Origin of the sequence: Halomonas sp. DN3 (assembly GCF_024137905.1) — a bacterium.
GTDB classification, from domain to species: Bacteria; Pseudomonadota; Gammaproteobacteria; order Pseudomonadales; family Halomonadaceae; genus Halomonas; species Halomonas litopenaei.
Genome location: NZ_CP099965.1, coordinates 4289030 through 4311976 on the forward strand (window position 1 = coordinate 4289030; position 22947 = coordinate 4311976).

Below are 22947 nucleotides of genomic sequence, written 5' to 3' on the forward strand. Positions count from 1 at the left end.
AGCGCCGCACGAGACTCGCACGACGCCCTGGGCGTTACGGCCGGTGTCCCAGACGCTGCGACAAGAATAGCGGCGAGAACCACCGCTCGCACATCACGCCCGAGGACACCAAAGGGCCATATTCTACACCAACTGCTCATCGATCAGCGCCCCTCTTGGAGGTAGCAGACCCTCGCCATCCATCGAGGTGGAAACGTCTGGTGGCCGGACGACGCGATCAGCCGACGCTGGTCGCAAGCCCCACCAGGCTGACCGCCACCAGCACCACCCCGAGCACCCGGAAGAACACCTCGGAGCGAGCACCTAGCAGCGCCTGGTGGACCCGCTCGCCGAGTACATGGCCCACCATGGCGCAGGGCAACAGCCACAGGTGATGCTCGAGCTGCAGGTCCACTCCGGCGATGATGAAGGACACCATCTTGATCACCACCAGGATGAACCACAGCACAAACAGGGTGTCGCGCAACTGGTGCTTGGCCACATGGGAAGCGAATACCGCGACGATCAGCGGAGCGCCGATCAGCGATGCGCCACTGACGTAGCCGCCCAGCGCCAGCAGCACCACGTCCACCGTCTTGCTGCGGCTACGAAAGGGGCGATTGAGGGCGTAGCTGGCGCCGTAGACGATCACGATCACGAAGATCACCGCCGTCATCAGCTCAGCCGGCAGGGTCAAGAGGCCAACCACGCCGATCAGCTTGGGCACGATCATGATCGCCAGCGCGCGCTTCAAGTAGCGCCAGTCGATATTGCTGTCGCCGGTGTTGCCGGTCTGCTGGATCTGACGATGGCCGCGCCAGGCGATCCAGCTCGAGAAGATCAACAGATGCACCGCCACCAGCGGCAGGAACACCAGTGGCTCATCGAGCACCAGCAGCAGGAAGGGCAGCGCCAGCACCGCCCCACCGAACCCCAGACTGGAGCGCACGAAACCGCTCCAGCAGAAGATCAGCCCGATCAACGCGTACTGGTACCACAACAGATCCTGCATCCGCCGCTCCCTCCTGGATCACCACTAAAATTATTTGTCTGCTTATCACTTTAGCCGGTCTGGCTGCACGGCAACATAAGACATCAGTGGAGATGGAGAGGCATTCGTCTCGCAAGGAGTGGGTTGGAAGACCCGGCCTTCAGCCCCTATGCTGAATTTGCCAAAACGAGCATTTCCCACTCTCATCCTCGCAGGAGAGCACGCCATGGAATGGCTGGAAGATCTTGTCGACTACCTGACCGAGCACGACATCAAGCTGGCCACCGCGGAGTCCTGCACCGCCGGTCTGATCGCCTCGGAACTGGCCCGCGTACCCGGCAGCGGCCAGGTCATCGACAGCGGACTGGCCGTCTACTCGCCCGAGGCCAAGAACCGCTACCTCGGGATCCCCTTCGAGACCATCTCGCGCTACGGCCTGACCGGCGAGGAGATCACCCGGGAGATGGTGCTGGGCACCCTGAACAACTCCAACGCCAAGCTGGCGATCGCCAACACCGGCATCGCCGGCCCAGGCGAACCCGAGGATGGACCGCCCAAGGGCACGGTGTGCCTGGGCTGGGGTTTTCGCTACGAGGACAAGATCTACGTGATCACCACCACCGAGCATTTCGACGGGGATCGCAACGAGGTCCGCCTGGCGGCGGCCCATCATGCCCTCAAACGGGTGTGTGACTGGCATCGCGACATTCGCGACGGCAAGCTCGCGCCCTACTGGCGTGAGCACGACTGACACCCCAATCCCGCAAGGAGGCACGGATGACCCACGACGATATCGACCAGTTGCAGCGCATCATCGCGCGTGAACTCGAAGTCCAGCCCGGGGCGGACATCAGGGATGAAATTCAGCGGCGCCAGGCGTTTCTGATCGACCAGCTTCACACCACCGGCCAGCACTGCCTGGTGCTCGGCATCAGTGGCGGCGTGGACTCGACCAGCGCCGGCCTGATGGCCCAGCGGGCGGTCGAGGCGGCGCGGGAGCGACTGCCCGAAGCACGCTTCATCGCCATGCGCCTGCCCTATGGCGAGCAGCAGGATGATGACGACGCCAGGCAGGCGCTGGACGCCATCCAGCCGGACGAGTGCCTGACGGTCAATATCAAGCCGGCCAGCGACGCCATGCTGGAAGCGCTGGAGCAGGCAGGCCTTGAGTTTCGCGACCAGGCCCACCGAGACTTCGTGATGGGCAATATCAAGGCGCGCCAGCGGATGATCGCCCAGTACGCCGTGGCCGGCGCTCAAGGTGGCCTGGTCATCGGCACCGACCAGGCCGCCGAGGCGGTGATGGGCTTCTACACCAAGCACGGTGACGGCGCCTGCGACCTGGTGCCCCTGGCCGGCCTGACCAAGGGCCAGGTCCGCGACATGGCTGCACAACTGGGCGCCCCGGACACCCTGGTCAACAAGGTACCAACGGCGGACCTGGAGTCACTGCGCCCGCAGTTGAGTGACGAGGAAGCCCTCGGCGTCAGCTACGCCGCCATCGACCGCTTCCTCACCGGCGAGAGTGTCGCCCCCGAGGACGCCGAGCGCATCATCGCCACCTGGCGACGCACCGCCCACAAGCGTGCCATGCCCAGGACGCCCTGATACCCCGGGCACTTGAGGCGAAGCGCCTTGGCCGAAGAGAGACGCTGCAAGAGAGAGGCACTGGGCGAGAAGAGGCTCTGCACTGAAAAGGCGCTGACCAAAAAAGAAGACCCGAAACGCAAGGAGGCCCTGCCGATGCAGGGCCTCCCTGGTTTGCTAATGACGCCATTTGATGGCATCCACAACGGGACTTAGAACGGGATCTCGTCGTCGAAGTCGTCGAAGTTGCCCGGGTCCGGTGCGCCGAAGCCGCCCTTCTGACCACCGCCCTGGTTGGGCGCCTGCTGGGGCGGACGGTTCTGCTGAGCGCCACCCTGCTGGCCACCGCCAAAGTTGCCGCCCTGCTGGGGCTGGCCGCCACCGAAGTTGCCACCCTGCTGGGGCTGGCCACCACCGAAGTTGCCACCCTGCTGGGGCTGACCACCACCGAAGTTGCCACCGCCCTGCTGGGGCTGACCACCGCCGAAGTTGCCGCCGCCCTGAGGGCCGCCGCCGAAGCCGCCACCCTGGCCGCCTTCACCGCGACCATCGAGCATTTGCATGTCGTTGGCGACGATCTCGGTGGAGTAGCGATCCTGGCCGTTCTGGTCCTGCCACTTGCGGGTCTGCAGGCGGCCTTCGATGTACAGCTTCGAGCCCTTCTTGAGGTACTGTTGGGAAATCTCGGCCAGCTTGTTGAACATCACCACCCGGTGCCATTCGGTGCGTTCCTGGCGCTGGCCGCTCTGGCGGTCCATCCAGGTATCGGTGGTCGCGAGGTTCAGGTTGGCCACGGCGGTGCCGGACGGTGTAAAGCGTACCTCCGGATCCTGGCCGACGTTGCCGATGAGGATGACCTTGTTGACGCCACGGGCCATGGTTGACTCCTTGATGCAGACAATGGGTGCCGGGCCGGCGGGCAGGATAGCTGCCACGCCCCCGGTGACAATCGGTCGGCGTCGATCGGTCGACGCCACAAAAGCGGATGTCGCTACTATACGCGAGATCGAGACGATTCGCCGCCGTGAAGAACGCCTCGGCACTCGAGCGCAGACAGTGTGCGGCGACGTGATGTCGCGACAAGGTGCCGACACTATCTACCGCGACTATCTACCGCGGCTATCTACCGCAACTATCTACCGCTACTAGGAGCGCTGGGTCGAAGAACGGGTCAGCCGCGCCAGCGCCTCGGTGTCCAGGGTGGCGCGATCCACCTTCAAGTAAGCCAGCCGCTCTTCCGGCACCACCAGCACGTCCTCGACACCGGCGACGGCGGCAAAGCGCGCCATCAGGTTGTCCAGGGTATCGCTCTCGTGTTCGTCGGCCAGGGCCACCACCTCGCTGGACAGGTGGCGCGGTGCGCGCATGCCGAGCATCAGCACGAACCAGCCAAGCCCCAGCAGCGCTGCCCCCAGGAACACCGCCGACAGCCCGAACTGCTGGGCCAGGAAGCCGCCCATCACGCCACCGAGGAAGGCCCCCAGGAACTGGCTGGTGGAATAGACCCCCATGGCCGTGCCCTTGGCCCCGGCCGGCGCCAGCTTGCTGATCATCGACGGCAGGGTGGCCTCGAGCAGGTTGAAGGCGGTAAAGAAGGCCAACAGCCAGGCGCCCAGGGCTACCAGGCCCGAACCAGCGAGGCCCAGCCCGACAAGACTCAGGGTGATGGTGGCGATGGCGCCGAGGCACATCAGCTTCATCTTGCGCTTCTTCTCGGCCACGATCACCAGCGGCACCATGGCGACGAAGGACAGCCCCATCACCACCAGGTAGACCAGGCCATGGCGGGCTTCGACGACACCGGCATCGACCAGCTTGAACGGCACGGCGGTGAAGATCGCCATCAGGATCAGGTGCAGGCTGAAGATGGAGGCGTCCATGCGCCACAGGTCCATGCGCCCGAGGATGCTGGCGAGCTGCCCGCGATCGAGGCCGACGTCACGATGGCCGCGCCGGCGCGGCGCCGGCGGCACCAGTTTCCACAGCACCAGCATCCCCAGCGCCGCCAGCAGGGCGGTGAAGTAGAACACCCCGGCCAGGCCAAAGTGGCTGGCCACCAGCGGGCCGAGCACCATGGCGACGCCAAAGGCCACGCCGATCGACAGACCGATGGTCGCCATGGCGGCGGTGCGAACCTGCTCGCGGGTCTGGTCGGCCAGAAGCGCCATGATGGCGGCGGCCACCGCACCGCTGCCCTGCAGACTGCGACCGACAATCATCATGGCGATGGAGTCCGCCTGGGCGGCGACCACGCTGCCGATCAGAAACAGCCCCAAGCCAGCAGCAATCACCGGCTTGCGCCCGATGCGATCCGACAGCAGACCGAAGGGAATCTGCAGTACCGCCTGGGTCAGGCCATAGACGCCGAGCGCCAGCCCCACCAGCAGAGGGGTGGCCCCGACCAGGTGGTCGGCGTTGAGGGCGAGTACGGGCAACACCATGAACAGCCCGAGCATGCGTGTGGCGTAGAGCCCCGCCAGACCGACGATGGCGCGCCGCTCGGAGGCTAACAAGAGTCTGGCCTTGGACATGAACGAATTCCGGCTTGAGAGCGGGGAGAGAGCCCCGAAGGTGGACCGCATATTCTAGCGCCTGGGGGCGATCCAGAAAATGCCGACACTCGAGTCATTTCACAAGCGTCTTTTCACCAGTGGCTTTGCCGGCCGGGCGACCGGCCACGTATAATCGACCTTTTGCCGCGTCTTCGAGGTGGGAATGGACAAGATTCTGGTCAGGGGTGCCCGCACCCACAACCTCAAGCAGATCGACGTCGAACTACCCCGTGACAAGCTGATCGTGGTCACCGGGCTGTCTGGCTCCGGCAAGTCGTCGCTGGCCTTCGATACCCTCTACGCCGAGGGGCAGCGCCGCTACGTGGAGTCGCTGTCCACCTATGCGCGCCAGTTCCTGTCGATGATGGAAAAGCCCGACGTGGACCATATCGAGGGGCTGTCGCCGGCGATCTCCATCGAGCAGAAGTCCACCTCCCACAATCCGCGCTCTACCGTCGGCACCATCACCGAGATCTACGATTACCTGCGCCTGCTGTTCGCCCGTGCCGGCACCCCGCGCTGCCCGGAACACGGCGAGGACCTCGAGGCCCAGACCATCTCGCAGATGGTCGACCAGGTGATGGCGCTGCCGGAAGGCAGCAAGCTGATGCTGCTGGCCCCGGTGGTCAGCGGACGCAAGGGCGAGCACCTGCAGCTGCTGGCGGAGCTGCGCTCCCAGGGCTTTGTACGCGCCATGGTCGACGGCCAGGTGCTGGAACTCGACGACGTGCGCCCGCTGGACAAGAACCGCAAGCACGACATCAGCGTGGTGGTGGACCGCATCAAGGTGCGCGAAGGCCTCGAGCAGCGCCTGGCGGAATCCTTCGAGACCGCCCTGGGTCTGGCCGACGGTACCGCCATGGTCCACTTCATGGACGGTGAACAGGACGACATGGCGTTCTCGGCACGCTTCGCCTGTCCGGTCTGCGGCTACTCCATCGCCGAACTCGAACCGCGGATGTTCTCGTTCAACAACCCGGCCGGCGCCTGCCCCACCTGCGACGGCCTGGGGGTGCAGCAGTTCTTCGACCCGGAAAAGCTGATCAGCCACCCGGAGCTGTCCCTGGCGGAAGGCGTGATCAAGGGCTGGGACCGGCGCAGCGTCTACTACTTCAACCAGCTGAAGTCGGTGGCCGAGCACTACCGCTTCACCCTGGAGACCCCGTGGCAGGATCTGGCCCGCCACGAGCGCGAGGTGATCCTCAACGGCAGCGGCAAGGACGACATCGCCTTCAGCTACGTCAATGATCGTGGCAAGAAGGTCACCCGCGAGCACCCCTTCGAGGGCGTGCTGCCGAACATGCAGCGCCGCTACCGCGAGACCGAGTCGAGCATGGTCCGCGAGGAACTCGCCCGCTATATCGCGGTGCAGCCCTGCCGCACCTGCGAGGGCTCGCGCCTGCGCAAGGAAGCCCGCCACGTGTTCGTCGACGACACCACCCTGCCCGAGGTGGTGCGCCTGCCGATCGGCGACGCCCAGCGCTACTTCAGTGAACTGAGCCTGCCTGGTCGGCGCGGCGAGATCGCCGAGAAGATCCTCAACGAGATCTCGGCCAGACTCGAGTTTCTGGTCAACGTCGGCCTCGACTACCTCAACCTGGAGCGCAGCGCCGAGACCCTGTCCGGTGGCGAGGCCCAGCGCATCCGCCTGGCCAGCCAGATCGGTGCCGGCCTGGTGGGCGTGATGTACATCCTCGACGAGCCCTCCATCGGCCTGCACCAGCGCGACAACGACCGCCTGCTGCAGACCCTGGAACGCCTGCGTGACCTGGGTAACACGGTGATCGTGGTCGAACACGACGAGGACGCGATTCGTGCCGCCGACCACGTGCTCGACATCGGCCCCGGCGCCGGTGTCCATGGCGGCGAGATCGTCGCCGAAGGCACCCCGGAGGAGGTCATGGCCAACCCGGCCTCGCTGACCGGTCAGTACCTGTCCGGTACCCGCGCTATCGAGGTACCGCCCTGGCGCATCCCCGGCAACCCGGAAAAGATGCTCAAGCTCACCGGCGCCTCGGGCAACAACCTCCAGGACGTAACCCTGGAGCTGCCGCTGGGGCTGTTCGTGTGCGTTACCGGGGTGTCCGGCTCGGGCAAGTCGACCTTGATCAACTCGACCCTGATGCCGATCGCCGCGCGCGAGCTGAACAAGGCCACTACCCTGACGCCGTCACCCTACACCGGCATCGAGGGCCTCGATCAGCTCGACAAGATCATCGACATCGACCAGAGCCCGATCGGCCGCACGCCGCGCTCCAACCCGGCGACCTACACCGGCATCTTCACCCCCATTCGTGAACTGTTCGCTGGCACCCAGGAGGCGCGCTCACGCGGCTACAAGCCCGGCCGCTTCTCGTTCAACGTCAAGGGCGGGCGCTGCGAGGCGTGTCAGGGCGAGGGCATGATCAAGGTCGAGATGCACTTCCTGCCGGACATCTATGTGCCCTGCGACGTGTGCAAGGGCAAGCGCTACAACCGCGAGACCCTGGATATCCACTACAAGGGCAAGACCATCGATGAGGTGCTGGAGATGACCGTGGAGGAGGCGCTGGAGTTCTTCAGCCCGGTGCCCGCCATCGCCCGTCGTCTGCAGACCCTGGTCGACGTGGGCCTGACCTACATCCGCCTGGGCCAGAGCGCCACCACCCTGTCCGGCGGCGAGGCCCAGCGGGTCAAGCTGGCCCGGGAGCTGGCCAAGCGCGATACCGGCAAGACCCTGTACATCCTCGACGAGCCGACCACCGGCCTGCACTTCGAGGACATCCGCCAGCTGCTGACGGTCCTGCACCGGCTGCGCGACCACGGCAACACCGTGGTGGTCATCGAGCACAACCTTGACGTGATCAAGACCGCCGACTGGCTGATCGACCTGGGCCCGGAGGGCGGGTCCGGCGGTGGACGCATCATCGCCGAGGGCACCCCGGAACAGCTCGCCGAGATGGAGGTCTCCCACACCGGGCGCTTCCTCAAGCCGCTGCTCAAACGCGCCGCCCCCACCTCGCGCAAGGGCGACAAGGAAACCGCGACCGCCTGAGGCCCGCGGGTGGAACGCGTGTAGCCGCAGCGACAATCGAAAACACTGATGAAAGAAGCAGCGAAAGGGGAAGGCCAAGGCCTTCCCCTTTTCTGTTCCGGATGGTTCGCGCTTTGTTTCACACAGAAGCGCGAGGACACAGCAGCGTCAGCCACACCCTACCTAAAGGCTGCTCTCGTGCAGGATGCCCTTCAAGGCAAGCGCCCGCCGGGCGGTCTGTTCCAGTCGACAGGAGCCGGCGACGATGCTGCGGATGGTGCCATCCTGATAGCGGGCATAGGCGTAGCCGCACTCGGCGTCGCGGAAGGTGATCCAGGCGCGCTGCACGTCTCTTAGCGCGTCCACCCGGGAGATACCCACGTCAGGATTCCCCTCGTCCTGCTCGCGCATCAGCGCGCGCAGCTCCTGATACTGGGCGTTGAGCAGCTCATCCCAGACCCGGGTCTCCTGGGCCAGGCAATCGACGATGCCCAGGGTCGTGGCCCCGCCCGGGCTCTGCTGGCAGGCGTCGGCGGCGAGTCCGATGCAGTCACCCACCGCCCCCTGGCCCATCTGTACAAAGCAGTCGCGCACCTCGGCGGCGTCGACCGTGGGCGCCGCACTGCGCCCCACCTCGGCCAATGATGACGCCTGGGCAGCCTCCTTGCCCGCTTCTCCCGGATCGCCCGGCGTCTGCGCCACGGCGATGAGTGGCGATAGCACCAGCATCGACAACAGCCTCTGCCACGTCCTTTGCATGCCTTTCCCCCGTTACCTTGTCCCTGACTGACAGCATAGGGGAAGCCACGCCGTGCGGACACGCAGCCCTGGCGTTTGTGTCATCGCTGCCCCTGGTGGCCAAGCCTCTGGTGCCGGCCAGCTTCCGGTCATCGTGCACAAGGAACTCGTCGACAAATGACAGACACAAAAAAACCGACACCCGGAGGTGTCGGTTTCGCGTCGTGTCGAAGCGCTGTCGAAAGGATTACTCCTCGCCGACGGCCTCTTCTTCAACGACGGGGCGATCGACCAGCTCGACGTAGGCCATGGGGGCGTTATCGCCGGTGCGGAAACCGCACTTGAGAATACGGACGTAACCGCCCGGACGCTCGACGTAACGCGGACCCAGCTCATTGAAGAGCTTGCCGACCGCTTCCTTCGAGCGGGTACGGCTGAAGGCCAGACGCCGGTTGGCGACGCTGTCTTCCTTGGCCAGGGTGATGAGCGGCTCGATATGACGACGCAGCTCCTTGGCCTTGGGAAGGGTTGTCTTGATCACTTCGTGCTCGACCAGCGACACGCTCATGTTGCGAAACATGGCCTGGCGGTGCGAGCTGGTACGATTGAGGTGACGACCACTCTTACGATGACGCATGGTTGTGATTCCTTACCAAACTGGGACTCGAGCCGACGCTTAGGCGGTGGCCTTGTCGTCCTTCAGGCTAGCCGGCGGCCAATTTTCAAGCCGCATGCCAAGGGACAGACCACGAGCAGCCAACACGTCCTTGATCTCGTTCAAGGACTTCTTGCCGAGGTTCGGGGTCTTCAACAGCTCCACCTCGGTGCGCTGAATCAGATCGCCGATATAGTAGATATTCTCGGCTTTCAGGCAGTTGGCGCTACGAACGGTCAACTCGAGATCGTCTACGGGGCGCAGCAGGATGGGATCGATATGATCCTCTTCCTCGACCACTTCCTGTTCCTTGTCGGCTTCCAGGTCGACGAACGCTGCCAGCTGCTCTTGCAGGATGGTCGCGCTGCGACGGATCGCCTCTTCCGGATCCAGGGTGCCGTCGGTTTCCAGGTTGATGATCAGCTTGTCGAGGTCGGTGCGCTGTTCGACGCGGGCGGCTTCGACGCTGTAGGAAACGCGGCGCACGGGGCTGAAGGTCGCATCCAGCTGCAGACGGCCGATGGCGCGTGTCTCGTCGTCGGCTTCGCTGCGGACATCCGCAGGCTCATAGCCGCGACCACGGGCCACCTTCAGCTGCATCTTGAGCTCGGCGCCTTCATTGACGTGGGCGATGACGTGCTCGGGGTTGACCACTTCGACGTCGTGATCGACGGCGATGTCACCAGCGGTGACGACGGCCGGGCCCTGCTTGTTCAGCGAGAGCATCGCCTCGTCGCGGCTGTGCATCTTGATCGCCACGTCCTTGAGGTTCAGGAGGATTTCGATGACATCTTCCTGGACACCCTCGATCGCGCTGTACTCATGGTCGACGCCGGCGATCTCGGTCTCCACCACGGCGCAGCCGGGCATGGACGAGAGCAGGATACGACGCAGAGCATTGCCCAACGTGTGGCCGAAGCCACGCTCGAACGGCTCGAGCACGATCTTTGCGTGGTGTGCGCTGATCTCTTCGACCTTGATGTCGCGAGGACGGAGAAACTCTGTCACTGAACGCTGCATATGAACACCTTTCAGGCTGCCAAACGAATACTCGGTAATAACCGCCGCCCTCCCGGAGGAGGGCGGCGCGGACGGACCGCTTACTTCGAGTACAGCTCGACGATCAGTTGCTCGTTGATGTCGGCAGTCAGGTCACCGCGCTCAGGCAGGGCCTTGAAGGTGCCTTCCATCTTCTTGGCGTCGAGTTCGATCCAGGCCACGTCGCCACGGTTGGCGGCGATGCTCAGGGCGTTCTGGATACGCGCCTGTTGCTTGGCCTTTTCACGAACGGATACCACGTCGCCGGGCTTGACCTGGTAGGAGGCCACGTTGACGGTCTTGCCGTTGACGGCAATCGCCTTGTGGCTTACCAGCTGACGAGCCTCGGAGCGAGTGGCGCCAAAGCCCATGCGGTAGACGACGTTGTCCAGTCGGGACTCAAGCAGCTGCAGCAACAACTCACCGGTCGCACCCTTCAGGCGGGCGGCTTCCTTGTAGTAGTTGCGGAACTGCTTTTCGAGTACGCCGTACATGCGACGTACTTTCTGCTTCTCGCGAAGCTGCAAGCCGTAGTCGGAAAGACGCTGACGGCGCTGGCCGTGCACACCCGGAATCTGTTCGGATTTGCACTTTTTCTCGAAGGGAGTGACACCGCTCTTGAGGAAGAGGTCGGTACCTTCCCGGCGAGACAGTTTGCACTTCGGTCCAATGTAACGAGCCATGAATCTGTCTCCTTAAACGCGGCGTTTCTTCGGCGGACGGCAGCCATTGTGGGGAATGGGCGTCGCGTCGGTGATGCTTTGCACGCGGAAGCCGGCGGCGTTGAGTGCACGCACGGCGGATTCACGGCCAGGACCGGGGCCCTTGACCAGCACGTCGACGTTTTTCACACCATACTCGGCTGCAGCAGTTGCTGCACGCTCGCTTGCCACTTGAGCAGCGAACGGGGTGCTCTTGCGAGAACCACGAAAACCCGAACCACCGGCTGTCGCCCAGGAAAGAGCGTTGCCCTGGCGGTCTGTGATCGTAATGATCGTGTTGTTAAAAGAGGCATGGATATGCGCAACGGCATCCACTACCTGCTTTTTAACCTTTTTACGGTTGCTACGCGGGTTAGCCATGTTGATGTCAATTCCTGTCTTTACGCCAGAACGTGCGTGTTATTTGCGGATCGGCTTACGCGGTCCCTTACGGGTACGCGCGTTGGTCTTGGTGCGCTGACCGCGCATCGGAAGACCACGACGATGACGCAGACCACGGTAGCAACCCAAGTCCATGAGACGCTTGATGTTCAGCGTCACATCACGACGAAGGTCGCCTTCAACGGTATACTTGCCGACTTCACTACGCAGGCTGTCGATCTCTTCAGATGACAGATCCTGGATCTTGGTGGTCGGCGCGATGCCGGTCGCTCCACAGATTTCCTGTGCGCGAGTACGGCCAATCCCGAAGATGTAGGTCAGCGAGATCGCCGCATGCTTGTTGTCCGGGATATTGACGCCTGCAATACGGGCCATCAGCTTACTCCGAAGTTTGAGCGGCTTGCTCGGTTAATCAACTACAAAAGGCGCAATAGCATACCCCCTTCCCGTCATTAGGGCAAGGGGTATGCCAGCACCCGGTTCAATTCAGGCCAGGATCAACCCTGGCGCTGCTTGTGCCGCGGCTCGGTGCAGATGACGCGAACAGCGCCATTGCGACGAATGATCTTGCAATTGCGGCACATTTTCTTCACGGAAGCTCGAACTTTCATCGTTCTCTCCAAAATCGGCTTGCGGCGTGCCAAATCGGCCTGCGGCGCCTTAGCGCATGATGCCGCCGCTACCGTAGCCTTTCAGGTTGGACTTCTTCATCACCGACTCATACTGGTGCGACATGAGGTGCGACTGCACCTGGGCCATGAAGTCCATGATGACCACGACCACGATCAGCAGCGAGGTACCGCCAAAGAAGAACGGCACGTTCCACGCTACGATCAGGAACTGGGGCATCAGGGAAACCGCAGTGATGTAGAGAGCGCCGAACAGGGTCAGACGAGTCATGACCTTGTCGACATAACGAGCGGTCTGCTCGCCAGGACGAATCCCCGGCAGGAAGGCACCCGACTTCTTGAGGTTGTCGGCCACATCCTTGGGGTTGAAGACCAGCGCTGTGTAAAAGAAGCAGAAGAATACCACCGCCGCCGCGAAAAGCAAGATATAAAGGGGCTGACCTGGGGCCAACGCCTGGGACGCGCGCTGCAACCATTCCATGCCGTCGCCCGCACCTACCCACTGACCGAGGGAGGCGGGGAACAACAGGATGCTCGAGGCAAAGATGGCCGGAATGACACCCGCCATGTTGACCTTGAGCGGCAGGTAGCTGCTCTGCCCTGCATACATCTTGTTGCCTACCTGGCGGCGCGGGTAGTTCACCGTGATCCGGCGCTGGCCGCGTTCGATGAACACGACGAACGCCACGGTGGCGATACCCAGAAGGCTAAGCGCCAACAGCGGCAACACATTCCACGCGCCCTCGTTGCGGGCAAGCTCGAAGGCTTGAGCCACAGCTCCGGGCAGGCCGGCGACGATACCCGCGAAGATCAGCAGCGAAATGCCGTTGCCGATGCCCTTCTCGGTGATCTGCTCACCCAGCCACATCAAGAACACCGCGCCACTCACGAAGGTGATGATCGCGGTGAAATAGAAGCTGAGATCGGCCGTATAGGCAATGCCTTGGCTGGCCAGACCCACGGACATGCCGGTGGCCTGAACCAGGGCCAGCACCACCGTGCCGTAGCGCGTGTACTGGCTGATCTTGCGGCGGCCGCTCTCGCCCTCCTTCTTCAACTGCTCGAGGTGGGGCGAGACGGCGGTCAGGAGCTGCATGATGATCGACGCCGAGATGTACGGCATGATGCCGAGGGCGAGGATACTCATGCGCTCCAGGGCACCGCCCGAGAACATGTTGAACATGCCCAGGATGGTGCCCTGCTGCTCCCTGAACAAGGCAGCAAGCTGGTCAGGATTGATACCGGGAACGGGTATGTGGGCACCGATACGGTAGACCACGATGGCGAGGAGCACGAAGCGCAGACGCGCCCACAGTTCACTCAGACCGCTGCCCATCGCCGGCATGTTTCCTGACTTGGCCATTTAGTCCTCTACCTTGCCACCGGCGGCTTCGATCGCTGCGCGGGCACCCTTGGTGACCCGCAGACCGCGAACGGTGACCGCCTTGTTCAGATCGCCGGAAAGGATCACCTTCGCATGCTGCGTGGAATCCTTCAGCACATTGGCTTCCTTGAGGCTTTCCAGAGTGACTTCGTCACCCGCGACCTTGGCCAGCTCGGCCAGGCGGACTTCCTCGGAAACCAAAGACTTGGCGGAGGTGAAACCAAACTTCGGCAGACGACGCTGCAGGGGCATCTGACCGCCCTCGAAGCCGGGCTTCACGCTGCCACCGCTGCGCGACTTCTGGCCTTTGTGGCCACGGCCGCCGGTCTTGCCCAGACCGGAACCGATGCCACGACCGACGCGCTTTTCAGCGTGCTTGGAGCCCGGTGCCGGGCTCAGGCTGTTAAGTTTCATGGATTACTCTCCCTCAACACGCACAAGGTAGTTGACCTTGTGGATCATGCCGCGAACGGCAGGGGTGTCTTCCAGTTCAACCGTGTGACCGATGCGGCGCAGGCCGAGGCCCTTCATGGTGGCCTTGTGCTTGGCCAACGTGCCGATGGTGCTGCGGGTCTGGGTAACCTTGATCGTAGCTGCCATGGTGTATTACCCCGTGATCGCTTCGACTGAGAGACCGCGCTTGGCGGCCACGTCTTCCGGCGACTGCATGGAAGCCAGGCCATTCACGGTCGCACGGACCACGTTCACCGGATTGGTGGAGCCATAGCACTTGGCCAGGACGTTGTGCACGCCGGCCAATTCCAGCACGGAGCGCATGGCGCCGCCGGCGATGATACCAGTACCGTCAGAGGCCGGCTGCATGTACACCTTGGAGGCGCCATGACGAGCCTTGACCGGATACTGGAGGGTACCGCCGACCAGGTTCACCTTGATCATGTTGCGGCGCGCCTGGTCCATCGCCTTCTGAATCGCGACCGGCACTTCACGTGCCTTGCCACGACCGAAGCCGACGCGACCGTTACCGTCGCCCACGACAGTCAGAGCGGTGAAGCCGAAAATACGGCCACCCTTGACCACCTTGGCGACACGGTTGACCTGCACGAGCTTTTCCTGCAGATCGCCGTTTTGCTGTTCGTTCTTCGCCATCGTAAAACCCTTTAGAATTCCAGGCCGCCTTCACGTGCGGCGTCGGCCAGGGCCTTCACACGACCGTGGTACTTGAAGCCAGCGCGGTCGAAGGCCACCTGGGTGATGCCCGCTTCCTTGGCGCGTTCAGCGATCAGCGCACCAACTTTGGCTGCGGCGTCTGCATTGCCGGTCGAACCCTCGCGCAGGCTCTTGTCCAGCGTGGAAGCGCTGGCCAGGACCTTGCCACCATCCGGCGAGATAATCTGCGCGTAGATGTGACGGGGGGTACGATTGACGCACAGGCGAGACACGCCCAGCTCGCGGATCTTCGCGCGAGCGCGGCGGGCACGACGGAGACGAGATTCTTTCTTCGCGTTCATAACCCTGCCTTACTTCTTCTTGGCTTCTTTACGGCGGACCTGCTCATCCGCGTAACGCACACCCTTGCCCTTGTAGGGTTCAGGCGGACGGAAAGCGCGGATTTCCGCTGCGACCTGGCCGAGCTTCTGCTTGTCCGCGCTCTTCAGCACGATGACGGTGTTCTTCGGCGTTTCCGCCGTGACACCTTCAGGCAGTTGATAGTCGACCGGGTGAGAGAAGCCCAGTGTCAGGTTGAGCGTCTGGCCTTTCGCTTGAGCGCGATAACCGACGCCGATGATTTCGAGAGACTTGGTAAAGCCCTCGGACACGCCGGTGACCAGGTTCTGAACCAGGGCACGGGTGGTGCCGACCATGGCCCAGCTCTTAGCAGATTTGCTCGGCTGGAAGGTCAGCTGGCCATCTTCCTGCGCGACCACGACATCGTCGTGAACGGGCATGGAGAGGGTGCCCTGACCGCCTTTGGCGGTCAGCGTGGCGCCGTCGATCTTGACCTCGACGCCAGCGGGCACTTTAACCGGATATTTGGCTACGCGGGACATTCCAAACTCCTAGAATACGGTGCAGAGGACTTCGCCGCCGACACCAGCCTGACGCGCGGCACGATCGGTCATCACACCCTTGGAGGTGGTGACGATCGCGACACCCAGGCCATCGGCGACCTTCGGCAGCGCATCCTTGCCCTTGTAACTACGCAGGGACGGCTTGGAAACCCGCTGCAGATGCTCGATGACCGGCTTGCCTTCGAAGTACTTGAGGCTGACGGTCAGCTCGGGCTTGGCTGATTCGCTCACGGCGAAGTCAGTGATGTAACCCTCTTCTTTCAGCACGCGGGCCACTTCAACCTTGATCTTGGAGGACGGCATGGTGACCGTCTCCTTGGTGGCCTGCTGCGCATTGCGGATACGGGTAAACATATCCGCCAGAGTGTCTTGCATGCTCATTTAACTTGCGCTCCTGATGATTCTACGTGGCGTTACCAGCTGGACTTCTTCAGTCCGGGCACGTCGCCACGCATGGCGGCTTCACGCAGCTTGTTACGACCGAGGCCGAACTTGTTGTAGTAGCCGTGCGGACGGCCAGTCACGCGGCAGCGGTTACGCTGACGCACGGGGCTGGAGTCACGCGGCAGCGACTGCAACTTCAGCTGCGCATCGAAGCGCTCCTCATCGGAGCTGTTCACGTCCTGGATGATCGCCTTGAGCTCGGCACGCTTGGCAGCATACTTCTCAACCAGTTGCGTGCGCTTCAGCTCACGCTCAATCATGCTCTTCTTTGCCATGATCCCACCCCTATTTCTTGAACGGGAAGTTCAGTGCACTCAAGAGCGCACGACCTTCGTCATCGGTGTTGGCAGTGGTGGTGATGGTGACATCCAGACCACGAATCCGGTCGATCTTATCATACTCGATCTCCGGGAAGATGATCTGCTCACGCACCCCCATGCTGTAGTTGCCACGACCGTCGAAGGACTTCGGGTTGAGACCACGGAAGTCACGAACGCGGGGGATCGCGATATTCACCAGGCGATCGAGGAAGTCCCACATGCGCTCACTGCGCAGTGTCACCTTCACGCCGATCGGCCAGCCTTCACGCACCTTGAAGCCCGCGATGGACTTACGTGCCTTGGTCACCATCGGTTTCTGACCGGAGAGCTTCTCCAGGTCGCCGACGGCAGCGTCGATCAGCTTTTTATCGCTGGTCGCTTCGCCGATACCCATGTTCAGAGTCACCTTGGTGATCCGGGGTACCTGCATAACGTTGGCGTAGCTGAACTGCTCTTTCAGTTGAGCCACCACCTCGTTTTGATAACGTTCTTTCAAGTTCGCCATTTTGCTACCCGACTCGCGTTAGGCGTCGATCTGCGCTTGCGTCGACTTGTAGATACGTACCTTGGTACCGTCTTCCTTGATCTGGAAGCCGACGCGATCCGCCTTACCGGTCTCCTGATTGAAGATGGCTACGTTGGACGCGTGAATCGGAGCCTCGCGCTCGACGATACCGCCCTGATTGCCGGCCATGGGGTTCGGCTTGGTGTGACGCTTGATCATGTTCACACCCGCTACCACGAACCGCTCGTCCTTGAGGACGCGCTTCACGGTACCGCGCTTACCCTTGTCCTTGCCGGCGATGACGATCACTTCATCATCACGTTTGATCTTTTGCATGTCGCCTCGCTCCCTTACAGCACTTCAGGCGCTAAGGAAATGATCTTCATGAACTTCTCGTTGCGAAGTTCACGCGTCACCGGCCCGAAGATACGGGTACCGATCGGCTGCTCGTTGGTGTTGTTCAACAAGACGGCCGCATTTCCATCGAAGCGAATCAGCGAACCGTCGCTGCGACGGACGCCACTGCGGGTCCGGACAACTACCGCTTTCAGCACCTGGCCTTTCTTGACCTTGCCGCGCGGAATAGCTTCCTTCACCGTGACCTTGATGACGTCACCAACGCGAGCGTAGCGGCGGTGTGAACCACCCAGCACCTTGATGCACTGCACCCGGCGCGCTCCGCTGTTGTCGGCGACATCCAGCATTGTCTGAGTCTGAATCATCGGTTTTCTCCAAACCTAAACTGACTGCACGAGGTTAAGGCCGTGGCCTTAACCCTTGGCCTGTTCGACAACCTCGACCAGGGTCCAGGCCTTCTTCTTGGACAGCGGACGGCATTCCTGGATGGATACCGTGTCACCGGCCTTGGCCTGGTTGGTCTCGTCGTGGGCGTGCAGCTTGGTGGAGCGCTTAACGTATTTGCCGTAGATCGGGTGGCGCTCACGACGCTCGATCATTACAACGATGGACTTGTCCATCTTGTCGCTCACCACCTTGCCGGTGAGCGTACGGGCTTTTTTCTCTTCGGCCATCTCAGACACCTGCCTTCTCGTTGAGCACAGTCTTCACGCGGGCGATATCCCGACGAACCTGCTTGAGCAGATGAGTCTGGCTCAGCTGGCCGGTGGCCTTCTGCATGCGCAGGTTGAACTGCTCGCGGAGGAGTTCGAGGAGCTGCTCGTTGAGCTGCTCGGCGGACTTTTCACGAATTTCCTGGGCTTTCATCACATCACCGTCCGTTTCACAAAGGTGGTGGAGACCGGGAATTTCTGGGCGGCCAGTGCGAAAGCTTCGCGGGCCAGTTCCTCGGAAACGCCTTCGATCTCGTAAAGGACACGACCGGGCTGGATCTGTGCGACCCAGTACTCGACGGAGCCCTTACCTTTACCCATCCGGACTTCCAGGGGCTTCTTGGAAATCGGCTTGTCCGGGAAGACACGGATCCAGATCTTGCCGCCACGCTTGACGTGACGGGTGATGGCACGACGGCCAGCTTCGATCTGACGGGCGGTGACACGACCGCGGCCGGTGGCCTTGAGGCCGAACTCGCCGAAGCTCACTTTGCTTCCGCGATGCGCCAGGCCACGGTTGCGGCCCTTCTGCACCTTACGGAATTTTGTACGCTTGGGTTGTAACATCGAATCGCTCTCCCCTTACCTGGAACCTTTCTTCTTGGAGGGCGCTGCCTGGCTCTGCTTCGCCTTGGCGCGGACCTCCTCGATGCCCCCGAGGATTTCACCCTTGAAGACCCAGACCTTGACACCGATGATGCCGTAGGTGGTCTTTGCTTCGTAGGTGGCGTAATCGATGTCCGCACGCAGGGTATGCAGCGGAACACGACCTTCGCGGTACCACTCGGTGCGGGCAATTTCCGCGCCGCCGAGGCGACCGGAGAGCTGCACCTTGATGCCGCCAGCGCCCAGACGCATGGCGTTCTGGACAGCGCGCTTCATGGCGCGACGGAACATCACACGGCGCTCGAGCTGGCCGGCAATGTTCTGTGCGACGAGCTGAGCATCCAGCTCGGGCTTGCGAACTTCCTCGATGTTGACGTGAACAGGCACGCCCATCATCTCGGTGACGTCGCGACGCAGGCGATCGACATCTTCGCCCTTCTTGCCAATCACGATGCCCGGACGGGCAGTGTGAATGGTGATGCGCGCGTTGTTCGCGGGACGCTCGATGGTGATCTTGCTAACGGAGGCGTTTTTCAGACGCTCTTCCAGGAAGCTACGCACCGCGAGGTCGTTGTTGAGCTTATCGGCATAGGCGCCGCGCTCGGCGTACCAGACAGAGGTATGGTCTTTGACGATACCCAGTCGGATGCCTGTCGGATTGACTTTCTGACCCATCTGGTCGACTCCTACTTCTCGGCTACCTTGACGGTGATGTGGCAAGTGCGCTTCAAAATGCGATCCGCACGGCCTTTGGCGCGCGGACGGATGCGCTTGAGCGTCGTACCCTCATCGACACAGATGGTCGAGACGCGCAGCTCGTCGATGTCCATGCCGTTGTTTTCTTCCGCATTCGCGATGGCGGACTGCAGCACCTTCTTGACCAGCTTGGCCGCCTTCTTCGGTGAGAAGGTCAGCAGGTCGATTGCTTCGGCGACAGGCTTACCGCGCACCTGATCAGCCACCAAACGGGCCTTCTGGGCGGATAAACTGGCGCCACGCAGCTTTGCTGTGACTTCCATCTCTTAATCCTCTCTGGCTTACCGTTTGGCTTTCTTATCCGCCGCATGGCCGCGATAGGTGCGGGTAGCAGCGAATTCGCCCAGCTTGTGGCCAACCATTTCCTCGGAGACGTGCACCGGGACGTGTTGGCGACCGTTATGGACTGCAATGGTGAGCCCGACCATGTTGGGCAGGACCATTGAACGACGCGACCAGGTCTTGATCGGTTTGCGATCGTTCTTTTCCGCTGCAGTCTCAACCTTTTTCAGCAGATGAAGGTCTACAAAAGGACCTTTCTTCAGTGAACGTGGCACAGCCGTTACCTCTTAATGTCTTGGCGTGGGATCTTAACCGCGAGCCTTGCGGCGGCGGACGATCAGCTTGTCGGTGCGCTTGTTCTTGCGGGTCTTGTGGCCCTTGGTGGGCATACCCCACGGGGACACCGGATGACGACCACCGCTGGTGCGGCCTTCACCACCACCGTGCGGGTGATCCACCGGGTTCATCGCGACACCGCGAACAGTCGGGCGCACACCTCTCCAGCGCTTTGCACCGGCCTTGCCAAGTTGACGCAGGCTGTGCTCGGAATTGCTCACCTCACCCAGGGTCGCGCGGCACTCGGCCAGCACCTTGCGCATCTCGCCGGAGCGCAGACGCAGGGTGGCGTAGTTGCCTTCACGAGCCACCAGCTGGGCGCTGGTACCGGCGCTGCGTGCGATCTGAGCACCCTTGCCAGGCTTCAGTTCGATGCAGTGCACCGTGGAACCCAGCGGGATGTTGCGCAGCGGCAGTGCGTTGCCCTTCTTGATCGGCGCATTGACGCCGGACTCGAGGCGATCACCGGCACTCACGCCCTTGGGGGCGATGATGTAGCGACGCTCACCGTCGATGTACTTCAGCAGCGCGATGTGGGCGCTACGGTTCGGGTCATGCTCCAGGCGCTCGACGATGGCCGGAACGCCATCCTTGGTGCGCTTGAAGTCGATGATCCGATAGTGGTTGCGATGACCACCGCCGACGTGGCGAGTGGTGATGCGACCCTGGTTGTTACGACCACCGGACTTGGACTGCTTCTCGAGCAACGGCGCGTAAGCGCGGCCCTTGTACAGTTCCTCACCAACAATCTTGACGACGTGGCGACGACCGGCGGATGTGGGTTTTGTCTTGACGATTGCCATGATCCGTACTCCTGCCTTTACTCGGCGCCAGAGAAGTCTTCAAGCGTCTCGCCGGCGGCCAGTGTCACGTACGCCTTGCGATAACCCTTGCGCATACCAACACCATGCGCGGTGCGCTTGGTCTTGCCCTTCACGTTCAGAACAGAAACGCGATCGACCTTCTTGCCGAACAGCTCCTGGACGGCAGCCTTGATCTCGGGCTTGGTTGCGTCACTCGCCACCTTGAACACGTACTGGTTACGCTCGGCGGCCATGGCGGCCTTCTCGGTCACGTGCGGACCAAGCAGAACCTTGAATACACGCTCCTGGTTCATGCCAGCTTCTCCTCGAATTTGCGCAGTGCGGAGACGGTAGCCAGGACCTTGTCGAAGGCGACCAGGCTGACCGGGTCGGCGGCGGCGACGTCCACCACATCCACGTTGGGGATGTTGCGGGCTGCCAGGTACAGGTTCTCGTCGACTTCTTCGGTGACGATCAGCACCTTCTCCAGGCCCAGGTCGGAAAGCTTGGCGACCAGCTGCTTGGTTTTGGGTGACTCGACAGAGAAGGCATCAACGGCAACAAGACGCTCCTGACGGACCAGCTCGGACAAAATCGAGCGCATGGCCGCACGGTACATCTTGCGGTTGACCTTCTGGGAGTGGTCCTGCGGACGGGCCGCGAAGGTCACACCACCGCTGCGCCAGATCGGCGAGCGAATGGTACCGGCGCGAGCGCGACCGGTGCCCTTCTGGCGCCACGGCTTCTTGCCGCCGCCACGGACGTCGGAGCGGTTCTTCTGGGCGCGGGTGCCCTGACGACCACCAGCCAGATAGGCGGTGACGACCTGGTGCACGAGCGCTTCGTTGAATTCTTTGCCAAAGGTAGCGTCGGACAGCTCAACGGTCCCGGCGCTTGCACCTGCAAGATTCAGATTCATTGGAAAGTTCCCCTTCAGCCAGCTTTGACGGCGCTGCGCACGATGACATCACTGCCGGTAGCACCAGGAACGGCGCCTTTGATCAGCAGCAGGTTGCGCTCGGCATCGACACGGACGATTTCCAGGCTCTGAACGGTGCAACGTGCGTTGCCCATCTGGCCGGCCATCTTCTTGCCCTTGAACACGCGACCCGGGGTCTGGCACATGCCGATGGAACCCGGAGCACGGTGGGACAGAGAGTTACCGTGGCTGTTGTCCTGGGTACGGAAGTTCCAGCGCTTCACTGCGCCCTGGAAGCCCTTACCCTTGGAGGTGCCGGTCACGTCAACGCTTTGACCAGCTTCGAAGAGGGATACGGTGAGTTCGCCGCCCACTTCCGGAGCTTCGTCGCCTTCGCTCAGGCGGAACTCCATCAGGGAACGACCAGCCTCGACACCTGCCTTTGCGTACAGGCCAGCTTGGGCCTTGGACAGATGCTTGGCTTTGCGGGAGCCGGTTGTCACCTGGACCGCGGCGTAGCCGTCGGATTCGACAGACTTCACGCAGGTCACGCGGTTGGGATCAACCTCGATAACGGTTACGGGCACAGACGCGCCGTCTTCGGTGAAGACACGGGTCATGCCGGCCTTCCTACCGACCAAACCGATAGTCATGCTTAGTCTCCTTTAGTGTACGGGGCTATCACCCGCTATGGCTGCCCTTTCCAGAGCATTCCACTAGCACGTTGTGTAACGCCATCCCGGCGTGGCGGCTGCTGAACCTCTACTGGGTGAGAGGGACGCTGGGCCGCGAGTGTCTAGTGATATCAGTCGAGCTTGATTTGCACGTCCACGCCAGCGGCGAGGTCGAGCTTCATCAGGGCATCAACGGTCTTCTCGGTCGGCTCGACGATGTCGAGCACACGCTTGTGGGTACGAATCTCGTACTGATCACGGGCGTCCTTGTTCACGTGCGGGGAAACCAGCACGGTGTAACGCTCGCGATTGGTCGGCAGAGGAATCGGACCACGAACCTGGGCGCCGGTACGCTTGGCGGTTTCAACAATCTCCGCGGCGGACTGGTCGATCAGGCGATGGTCGAAAGCCTTCAACCGAATGCGAATCTTCTGGTTCTGCATTTGCCCTAACTCCAATGGAACTTGACGGCGCGAGCCGTCAACCCACGCATTCAAAGGATGCGCATTATATGCGCCGCGCCATCGAGAGTC

The 22947-nt window shown here is 62.3% G+C and carries 35 protein-coding genes; 3 read left to right on the forward strand and 32 right to left on the reverse strand.

Features of this window, described 5'->3' with window-relative positions; all coding sequences use genetic code 11:
• Positions 1-217: 217 nt before the first annotated feature.
• Positions 218-991 (reverse strand): sulfite exporter TauE/SafE family protein, encoded by a 774-nt coding sequence (locus NKF27_RS18500; protein WP_045990832.1) that lies wholly within the window; start codon positions 989-991, stop codon positions 218-220.
• A gap of 205 nt (positions 992-1196) precedes the next feature.
• On the opposite strand from NKF27_RS18500, the gene NKF27_RS18505 reads away from it, so the two are divergent.
• Complete coding sequence (locus NKF27_RS18505; protein WP_045990833.1) at positions 1197-1721, forward strand: CinA family protein; 525 nt, start codon at positions 1197-1199, stop codon at positions 1719-1721.
• Positions 1722-1747: 26 nt separating this feature from the next.
• Entirely contained in the window at positions 1748-2578 is an 831-nt protein-coding gene (nadE, locus tag NKF27_RS18510) for an ammonia-dependent NAD(+) synthetase (RefSeq protein WP_253554218.1), read from the forward strand.
• A gap of 191 nt (positions 2579-2769) precedes the next feature.
• Here the strand turns inward: nadE and ssb are convergent, their stop codons facing one another.
• Both ssb and NKF27_RS18520 read right to left on the reverse strand, forming a co-directional pair.
• Positions 2770-3435 carry a single-stranded DNA-binding protein gene (ssb, locus tag NKF27_RS18515; protein ID WP_253554222.1) on the reverse strand — a complete coding sequence of 222 codons (666 nt, stop codon included), beginning with the start codon at positions 3433-3435 and terminating at the stop codon, positions 2770-2772.
• A gap of 267 nt (positions 3436-3702) precedes the next feature.
• Entirely contained in the window at positions 3703-5088 is a 1386-nt protein-coding gene (locus NKF27_RS18520; RefSeq protein ID WP_108133424.1) for an MFS transporter, read from the reverse strand.
• A gap of 184 nt (positions 5089-5272) precedes the next feature.
• Between NKF27_RS18520 and uvrA the strand changes: the two genes are divergently transcribed.
• Complete coding sequence (gene uvrA, locus NKF27_RS18525) at positions 5273-8143, forward strand: excinuclease ABC subunit UvrA (RefSeq protein ID WP_045990837.1); 2871 nt, start codon at positions 5273-5275, stop codon at positions 8141-8143.
• A gap of 162 nt (positions 8144-8305) precedes the next feature.
• Here uvrA and NKF27_RS18530 read toward each other — a convergent pair whose 3' ends face one another.
• From NKF27_RS18530 to rpsJ, 29 genes are all read right to left on the reverse strand, one after another.
• Positions 8306-8881: a lysozyme inhibitor LprI family protein gene (locus NKF27_RS18530; RefSeq protein ID WP_253554225.1), complete on the reverse strand. Its 576-nt coding sequence runs from the start codon at positions 8879-8881 to the stop codon at positions 8306-8308.
• Positions 8882-9107: 226 nt separating this feature from the next.
• Positions 9108-9497: a 50S ribosomal protein L17 gene (rplQ, locus tag NKF27_RS18535; RefSeq protein ID WP_045990838.1), complete on the reverse strand. Its 390-nt coding sequence runs from the start codon at positions 9495-9497 to the stop codon at positions 9108-9110.
• Positions 9498-9536: 39 nt separating this feature from the next.
• On the reverse strand, positions 9537-10535 hold the full coding sequence (rpoA, locus tag NKF27_RS18540; protein WP_108133880.1) for a DNA-directed RNA polymerase subunit alpha: 999 nt from the start codon (positions 10533-10535) through the stop codon (positions 9537-9539).
• A gap of 80 nt (positions 10536-10615) precedes the next feature.
• Complete coding sequence (gene rpsD, locus NKF27_RS18545; protein WP_045990840.1) at positions 10616-11236, reverse strand: 30S ribosomal protein S4; 621 nt, start codon at positions 11234-11236, stop codon at positions 10616-10618.
• Positions 11237-11248: 12 nt separating this feature from the next.
• The gene (gene rpsK, locus NKF27_RS18550; protein ID WP_013331014.1) at positions 11249-11635 is read right to left on the reverse strand and encodes a 30S ribosomal protein S11; all 387 of its coding nucleotides are present in this window, start codon (positions 11633-11635) and stop codon (positions 11249-11251) included.
• A 39-nt stretch (positions 11636-11674) separates the two neighbouring features.
• On the reverse strand, positions 11675-12031 hold the full coding sequence (gene rpsM, locus NKF27_RS18555) for a 30S ribosomal protein S13 (RefSeq protein ID WP_253554226.1): 357 nt from the start codon (positions 12029-12031) through the stop codon (positions 11675-11677).
• Between the two features lie 122 nt (positions 12032-12153).
• Complete coding sequence (gene rpmJ / locus NKF27_RS18560; RefSeq protein ID WP_031384759.1) at positions 12154-12267, reverse strand: 50S ribosomal protein L36; 114 nt, start codon at positions 12265-12267, stop codon at positions 12154-12156.
• A 49-nt stretch (positions 12268-12316) separates the two neighbouring features.
• Complete coding sequence (gene secY, locus NKF27_RS18565; RefSeq protein ID WP_045990842.1) at positions 12317-13648, reverse strand: preprotein translocase subunit SecY; 1332 nt, start codon at positions 13646-13648, stop codon at positions 12317-12319.
• Positions 13649-14083, reverse strand: a complete 435-nt coding sequence (gene rplO, locus NKF27_RS18570; protein ID WP_045990843.1) for a 50S ribosomal protein L15 — start codon at positions 14081-14083, stop codon at positions 13649-13651.
• Positions 14084-14086: 3 nt separating this feature from the next.
• Positions 14087-14269 (reverse strand): 50S ribosomal protein L30, encoded by a 183-nt coding sequence (gene rpmD / locus NKF27_RS18575; RefSeq protein ID WP_045990844.1) that lies wholly within the window; start codon positions 14267-14269, stop codon positions 14087-14089.
• A gap of 6 nt (positions 14270-14275) precedes the next feature.
• Complete coding sequence (rpsE, locus tag NKF27_RS18580; protein WP_045990845.1) at positions 14276-14776, reverse strand: 30S ribosomal protein S5; 501 nt, start codon at positions 14774-14776, stop codon at positions 14276-14278.
• An 11-nt stretch (positions 14777-14787) separates the two neighbouring features.
• Positions 14788-15138, reverse strand: a complete 351-nt coding sequence (gene rplR / locus NKF27_RS18585; RefSeq protein ID WP_045990846.1) for a 50S ribosomal protein L18 — start codon at positions 15136-15138, stop codon at positions 14788-14790.
• 9 nt (positions 15139-15147) lie between these two features.
• Positions 15148-15678, reverse strand: a complete 531-nt coding sequence (gene rplF / locus NKF27_RS18590; RefSeq protein WP_045990847.1) for a 50S ribosomal protein L6 — start codon at positions 15676-15678, stop codon at positions 15148-15150.
• A 9-nt stretch (positions 15679-15687) separates the two neighbouring features.
• The gene (rpsH, locus tag NKF27_RS18595) at positions 15688-16080 is read right to left on the reverse strand and encodes a 30S ribosomal protein S8 (protein WP_045990848.1); all 393 of its coding nucleotides are present in this window, start codon (positions 16078-16080) and stop codon (positions 15688-15690) included.
• Between the two features lie 32 nt (positions 16081-16112).
• On the reverse strand, positions 16113-16418 hold the full coding sequence (gene rpsN / locus NKF27_RS18600) for a 30S ribosomal protein S14 (RefSeq protein WP_045990849.1): 306 nt from the start codon (positions 16416-16418) through the stop codon (positions 16113-16115).
• A 10-nt stretch (positions 16419-16428) separates the two neighbouring features.
• On the reverse strand, positions 16429-16968 hold the full coding sequence (gene rplE / locus NKF27_RS18605) for a 50S ribosomal protein L5 (protein WP_045990850.1): 540 nt from the start codon (positions 16966-16968) through the stop codon (positions 16429-16431).
• A gap of 18 nt (positions 16969-16986) precedes the next feature.
• Positions 16987-17304, reverse strand: coding sequence for a 50S ribosomal protein L24 (gene rplX / locus NKF27_RS18610; RefSeq protein ID WP_045990851.1), 318 nt, complete (start codon positions 17302-17304; stop codon positions 16987-16989).
• 14 nt (positions 17305-17318) lie between these two features.
• On the reverse strand, positions 17319-17690 hold the full coding sequence (gene rplN / locus NKF27_RS18615) for a 50S ribosomal protein L14 (protein ID WP_009723896.1): 372 nt from the start codon (positions 17688-17690) through the stop codon (positions 17319-17321).
• Positions 17691-17738: 48 nt separating this feature from the next.
• Entirely contained in the window at positions 17739-17999 is a 261-nt protein-coding gene (gene rpsQ / locus NKF27_RS18620) for a 30S ribosomal protein S17 (RefSeq protein ID WP_045990852.1), read from the reverse strand.
• Position 18000: 1 nt separating this feature from the next.
• Complete coding sequence (gene rpmC / locus NKF27_RS18625) at positions 18001-18192, reverse strand: 50S ribosomal protein L29 (protein WP_045990853.1); 192 nt, start codon at positions 18190-18192, stop codon at positions 18001-18003.
• Positions 18192-18605 (reverse strand): 50S ribosomal protein L16, encoded by a 414-nt coding sequence (gene rplP, locus NKF27_RS18630; protein ID WP_045990854.1) that lies wholly within the window; start codon positions 18603-18605, stop codon positions 18192-18194. Before rplP ends, rpmC begins: the two co-directional genes overlap by 1 nt.
• A 15-nt stretch (positions 18606-18620) precedes the next feature.
• Positions 18621-19319 carry a 30S ribosomal protein S3 gene (gene rpsC / locus NKF27_RS18635; protein ID WP_045990855.1) on the reverse strand — a complete coding sequence of 233 codons (699 nt, stop codon included), beginning with the start codon at positions 19317-19319 and terminating at the stop codon, positions 18621-18623.
• Positions 19320-19330: 11 nt separating this feature from the next.
• Complete coding sequence (rplV, locus tag NKF27_RS18640; protein WP_045990856.1) at positions 19331-19663, reverse strand: 50S ribosomal protein L22; 333 nt, start codon at positions 19661-19663, stop codon at positions 19331-19333.
• 18 nt (positions 19664-19681) lie between these two features.
• Positions 19682-19957, reverse strand: a complete 276-nt coding sequence (rpsS, locus tag NKF27_RS18645; RefSeq protein ID WP_045990857.1) for a 30S ribosomal protein S19 — start codon at positions 19955-19957, stop codon at positions 19682-19684.
• A 33-nt stretch (positions 19958-19990) separates the two neighbouring features.
• Positions 19991-20821, reverse strand: coding sequence for a 50S ribosomal protein L2 (rplB, locus tag NKF27_RS18650; RefSeq protein WP_108133879.1), 831 nt, complete (start codon positions 20819-20821; stop codon positions 19991-19993).
• 17 nt (positions 20822-20838) lie between these two features.
• Positions 20839-21135 carry a 50S ribosomal protein L23 gene (rplW, locus tag NKF27_RS18655; protein ID WP_045990859.1) on the reverse strand — a complete coding sequence of 99 codons (297 nt, stop codon included), beginning with the start codon at positions 21133-21135 and terminating at the stop codon, positions 20839-20841.
• A complete protein-coding gene (rplD, locus tag NKF27_RS18660) occupies positions 21132-21740 on the reverse strand; it encodes a 50S ribosomal protein L4 (protein WP_045990860.1) in 609 nt (202 codons plus the stop codon). The genes rplW and rplD overlap by 4 nt, the downstream gene beginning before the upstream one ends.
• A 14-nt stretch (positions 21741-21754) precedes the next feature.
• Positions 21755-22393: a 50S ribosomal protein L3 gene (gene rplC, locus NKF27_RS18665; RefSeq protein ID WP_045990861.1), complete on the reverse strand. Its 639-nt coding sequence runs from the start codon at positions 22391-22393 to the stop codon at positions 21755-21757.
• Between the two features lie 152 nt (positions 22394-22545).
• Positions 22546-22857: a 30S ribosomal protein S10 gene (rpsJ, locus tag NKF27_RS18670; protein ID WP_045990862.1), complete on the reverse strand. Its 312-nt coding sequence runs from the start codon at positions 22855-22857 to the stop codon at positions 22546-22548.
• Between the last annotated feature and the right edge of the window lie 90 nt (positions 22858-22947).

What these genes read in the sequence shown, in the direction of transcription:
- NKF27_RS18500 (WP_045990832.1), bottom strand. Translation starts at nt 991, where the DNA reads ATGCAGGATCTGTTGTGGTACCAGTACGCGTTGATCGGGCTGATCTTC.
- NKF27_RS18505 (WP_045990833.1), top strand. Translation starts at nt 1,197, where the DNA reads ATGGAATGGCTGGAAGATCTTGTCGACTACCTGACCGAGCACGACATC.
- nadE (WP_253554218.1), top strand. Translation starts at nt 1,748, where the DNA reads ATGACCCACGACGATATCGACCAGTTGCAGCGCATCATCGCGCGTGAA.
- ssb (WP_253554222.1), bottom strand. Translation starts at nt 3,435, where the DNA reads ATGGCCCGTGGCGTCAACAAGGTCATCCTCATCGGCAACGTCGGCCAG.
- NKF27_RS18520 (WP_108133424.1), bottom strand. Translation starts at nt 5,088, where the DNA reads ATGTCCAAGGCCAGACTCTTGTTAGCCTCCGAGCGGCGCGCCATCGTC.
- uvrA (WP_045990837.1), top strand. Translation starts at nt 5,273, where the DNA reads ATGGACAAGATTCTGGTCAGGGGTGCCCGCACCCACAACCTCAAGCAG.
- NKF27_RS18530 (WP_253554225.1), bottom strand. Translation starts at nt 8,881, where the DNA reads ATGCAAAGGACGTGGCAGAGGCTGTTGTCGATGCTGGTGCTATCGCCA.
- rplQ (WP_045990838.1), bottom strand. Translation starts at nt 9,497, where the DNA reads ATGCGTCATCGTAAGAGTGGTCGTCACCTCAATCGTACCAGCTCGCAC.
- rpoA (WP_108133880.1), bottom strand. Translation starts at nt 10,535, where the DNA reads ATGCAGCGTTCAGTGACAGAGTTTCTCCGTCCTCGCGACATCAAGGTC.
- rpsD (WP_045990840.1), bottom strand. Translation starts at nt 11,236, where the DNA reads ATGGCTCGTTACATTGGACCGAAGTGCAAACTGTCTCGCCGGGAAGGT.
- rpsK (WP_013331014.1), bottom strand. Translation starts at nt 11,635, where the DNA reads ATGGCTAACCCGCGTAGCAACCGTAAAAAGGTTAAAAAGCAGGTAGTG.
- rpsM (WP_253554226.1), bottom strand. Translation starts at nt 12,031, where the DNA reads ATGGCCCGTATTGCAGGCGTCAATATCCCGGACAACAAGCATGCGGCG.
- rpmJ (WP_031384759.1), bottom strand. Translation starts at nt 12,267, where the DNA reads ATGAAAGTTCGAGCTTCCGTGAAGAAAATGTGCCGCAATTGCAAGATC.
- secY (WP_045990842.1), bottom strand. Translation starts at nt 13,648, where the DNA reads ATGGCCAAGTCAGGAAACATGCCGGCGATGGGCAGCGGTCTGAGTGAA.
- rplO (WP_045990843.1), bottom strand. Translation starts at nt 14,083, where the DNA reads ATGAAACTTAACAGCCTGAGCCCGGCACCGGGCTCCAAGCACGCTGAA.
- rpmD (WP_045990844.1), bottom strand. Translation starts at nt 14,269, where the DNA reads ATGGCAGCTACGATCAAGGTTACCCAGACCCGCAGCACCATCGGCACG.
- rpsE (WP_045990845.1), bottom strand. Translation starts at nt 14,776, where the DNA reads ATGGCGAAGAACGAACAGCAAAACGGCGATCTGCAGGAAAAGCTCGTG.
- rplR (WP_045990846.1), bottom strand. Translation starts at nt 15,138, where the DNA reads ATGAACGCGAAGAAAGAATCTCGTCTCCGTCGTGCCCGCCGCGCTCGC.
- rplF (WP_045990847.1), bottom strand. Translation starts at nt 15,678, where the DNA reads ATGTCCCGCGTAGCCAAATATCCGGTTAAAGTGCCCGCTGGCGTCGAG.
- rpsH (WP_045990848.1), bottom strand. Translation starts at nt 16,080, where the DNA reads ATGAGCATGCAAGACACTCTGGCGGATATGTTTACCCGTATCCGCAAT.
- rpsN (WP_045990849.1), bottom strand. Translation starts at nt 16,418, where the DNA reads ATGGCAAAGAAGAGCATGATTGAGCGTGAGCTGAAGCGCACGCAACTG.
- rplE (WP_045990850.1), bottom strand. Translation starts at nt 16,968, where the DNA reads ATGGCGAACTTGAAAGAACGTTATCAAAACGAGGTGGTGGCTCAACTG.
- rplX (WP_045990851.1), bottom strand. Translation starts at nt 17,304, where the DNA reads ATGCAAAAGATCAAACGTGATGATGAAGTGATCGTCATCGCCGGCAAG.
- rplN (WP_009723896.1), bottom strand. Translation starts at nt 17,690, where the DNA reads ATGATTCAGACTCAGACAATGCTGGATGTCGCCGACAACAGCGGAGCG.
- rpsQ (WP_045990852.1), bottom strand. Translation starts at nt 17,999, where the DNA reads ATGGCCGAAGAGAAAAAAGCCCGTACGCTCACCGGCAAGGTGGTGAGC.
- rpmC (WP_045990853.1), bottom strand. Translation starts at nt 18,192, where the DNA reads ATGAAAGCCCAGGAAATTCGTGAAAAGTCCGCCGAGCAGCTCAACGAG.
- rplP (WP_045990854.1), bottom strand. Translation starts at nt 18,605, where the DNA reads ATGTTACAACCCAAGCGTACAAAATTCCGTAAGGTGCAGAAGGGCCGC.
- rpsC (WP_045990855.1), bottom strand. Translation starts at nt 19,319, where the DNA reads ATGGGTCAGAAAGTCAATCCGACAGGCATCCGACTGGGTATCGTCAAA.
- rplV (WP_045990856.1), bottom strand. Translation starts at nt 19,663, where the DNA reads ATGGAAGTCACAGCAAAGCTGCGTGGCGCCAGTTTATCCGCCCAGAAG.
- rplB (WP_108133879.1), bottom strand. Translation starts at nt 20,821, where the DNA reads ATGGCAATCGTCAAGACAAAACCCACATCCGCCGGTCGTCGCCACGTC.
- rplW (WP_045990859.1), bottom strand. Translation starts at nt 21,135, where the DNA reads ATGAACCAGGAGCGTGTATTCAAGGTTCTGCTTGGTCCGCACGTGACC.
- rplD (WP_045990860.1), bottom strand. Translation starts at nt 21,740, where the DNA reads ATGAATCTGAATCTTGCAGGTGCAAGCGCCGGGACCGTTGAGCTGTCC.
- rplC (WP_045990861.1), bottom strand. Translation starts at nt 22,393, where the DNA reads ATGACTATCGGTTTGGTCGGTAGGAAGGCCGGCATGACCCGTGTCTTC.
- rpsJ (WP_045990862.1), bottom strand. Translation starts at nt 22,857, where the DNA reads ATGCAGAACCAGAAGATTCGCATTCGGTTGAAGGCTTTCGACCATCGC.